The following is a 2,374-nucleotide window of genomic DNA, read 5'->3' as shown; positions in this document are numbered from 1 at the left end:
ATTAGTCGTTTCGTTGCATCCCTGTATAGATTAAAATAAGACGAACCAACTCAGATACTGCAACTGCTGCTGCGGCCACATACGTAAGTGCTGCTGCATTTAGTACTTTTCGTGCATACTTTTCTTCATCATGGTCAACAATTCCAAGCGATGAAATTTGTTTCATTGCTCTACTAGAAGCATCAAATTCCACAGGCAATGTAATAAGTTGGAACAGAACGCCAGCTGCCATCAAAACGATACCAAGTAATAGCATATTCGTTAATCCAGCAAATAGGCCAATCATAATGAAAACCCATGACATATTACTTCCTATATTCGCTACAGGTACAAGTGCGTGACGAAAACGCATGAACGTGTAGTTTTTTGCATCTTGAATCGCGTGTCCAACTTCATGGGAAGCGACCGCTGTACCAGCAACTGACTGACCGTAGTAATTGTTCGTAGATAATCGTACTGTCTTCGTACGTGGATCATAGTGATCAGATAATGTTCCAGGTGTTTCTTCTACTGCTACATCGTACAAACCGTTTGAGTCTAAAATTCTACGGGCAACCTGTGCCCCTGTCATTCCTGATGTAGAATATACTTCTGAGTATTTTCTAAAAGCCCCTCGAACTCTCGCTTGTGCAATCAATGGTACAATCAAGATTATCAAGAAGTAAACTAGGTATAACATAACCATCCTCCAATGATGTTCGTATTACTATACATTGTATTTTCACTATCATTTCTTGTCAAATAAAATGATAGAAAATAACATGACATATCGTTAGCTATCCTTTGATTTTAATTGTGTTTTCTTTTCTTTCTCACCTTTATACTTTCGAAAACCAACATACGTTAATGTGAAAATAATAATGCCGCCTGTCATTATCATCATCCAAACGAGAGAAAAATCCGCATCTTTTCGGTTTGGATACAAAAATACGCTCTCTACATCTCCTCGAATGAGCTGTAGCCGCTGCTTACTATCAGTTTGTTTGAAAATTGTATTACGAGATTGGTCTAAATACGAAAGATCGCTATTTAATTGTTGCAGCTGTTTCTCAGACAAATCAAGTGTTAAACTTGGATAAATAATATCAAATTGACGCAAAAATTGATTTAGAGCATATTGAAATTCGGTATTATCTTGCTTAGCCAACGATGCTTCCATTCCCTGAAAAGCACTAATAACAGTTTCCTGCCGATTTAACCAGAGCGGTTGTATATTTGAACCTTCTGCATCTATAACTAGCCTTAGTGCAAGCAAATTATCTTCCTTATCCTGTTTACTCCCGATATCTATCGCTTCTAAAGCTTTGTCGTATGCTAATGAAATAACACGCGAATGCTCTTGCGATGAGACAGCTACAGGAAATCCCGTCGCAGACGATAGCATCTGTTTTGCTTTTTCATATTCATCCTGCTTCACAAGCTGAAGTGATTCGTCAACCAATTGATTCCACTCATTCCACTCCTTTGCTATGGTTTGCAGTGGAATGAGTAAAAGAAAAAGCCCTATGACAATGGTAAAGACTTTTTTCATCCCTGACCCCCCTAAAGCTACTACTTCATTGTATGAAGGGAGGGACAAGAAAAGACTATTATTTTCATTAGCGAAGCGGCAATGATAGATGCTTTTCACGGATACATAATGCGTATGCAATAAAAATAGAAAGGATGCTTAACCAGAATGTTGCGTATCCAATTGGCTGATAGTAAAGATCTAACACACCGTACTGCGGCATTTGTCGATAGACATAGTCAATGATAACGTCATGCAGTGTCCATACTGCAGCTACTGCTAGATGCCATTTTTTTATGCGATAAAACGGGGCAAATAAAAGACCTTCCAGCGCCATCGAACCATGCGAAATCATCAGCATATATCCTGTCCAATCTAAATCTCCTGTTACAATTAGAAGAAGGAAATTCATGGCTACAGCCCAAACGCCATACTTAAATAATGTGACAATTGCTAATGCTTCAAACAATCCCCAATTTTTATTTAATAAAAATCCCAGTAAGACAATAACGAAAAATAAACTTGCGGTCGGACTGTCAGGTACAAATATTAAAAATTGCGGTGGTGTTTCTACAAGCTGATACCGGTACCAAATATATCCATAAATCGTACCTAACAGATTGATAATGAATAAAAGTTTTAAAATGGTGCGATCTCGTAAAATGTGATACAGAAATGCCACTGCCTTTCCCTCTACTTTCTATAGTTTCCAATATTACCTTCATTATAGCATGACCTATACATAAAAAAGAGACTGTGGTAACTATTACGCACCAAGCACAGCCTCTTTTTATGCTAATCGTTTCCTTATTTTTTGTTATATTGAGATATAAATTCTACAACTTGTTTTAACTCTTCATCTGT

The 2,374-nt window shown here is 37.5% G+C and carries 3 protein-coding genes; all 3 read right to left on the bottom strand.

The annotated features are described in order from the left end of the window. Position 1 precedes the first annotated feature (1 nt). Positions 2–679: a zinc metallopeptidase gene (locus AC11ZT_RS01410; RefSeq protein ID WP_379968498.1), complete on the bottom strand. Its 678-nt coding sequence runs from the start codon at positions 677–679 to the stop codon at positions 2–4. Between the two features lie 93 nt (positions 680–772). Then, positions 773–1,531, bottom strand: coding sequence for a sporulation protein YpjB (locus tag AC11ZT_RS01405; protein WP_484057893.1), 759 nt, complete (start codon positions 1,529–1,531; stop codon positions 773–775). Between the two features lie 67 nt (positions 1,532–1,598). Beyond that, positions 1,599–2,192, bottom strand: coding sequence for a lipoprotein heptaprenylglyceryl N-acetyltransferase LhaT (gene lhaT / locus AC11ZT_RS01400; protein WP_484057892.1), 594 nt, complete (start codon positions 2,190–2,192; stop codon positions 1,599–1,601). Positions 2,193–2,374 lie beyond the last annotated feature (182 nt).

The sequence above is a fragment of the Ectobacillus sp. genome, from assembly GCF_056992975.1.
Note: the sequence above shows the minus strand (reverse complement) of the source record. Positions and strands in the feature narration are given on the sequence as shown.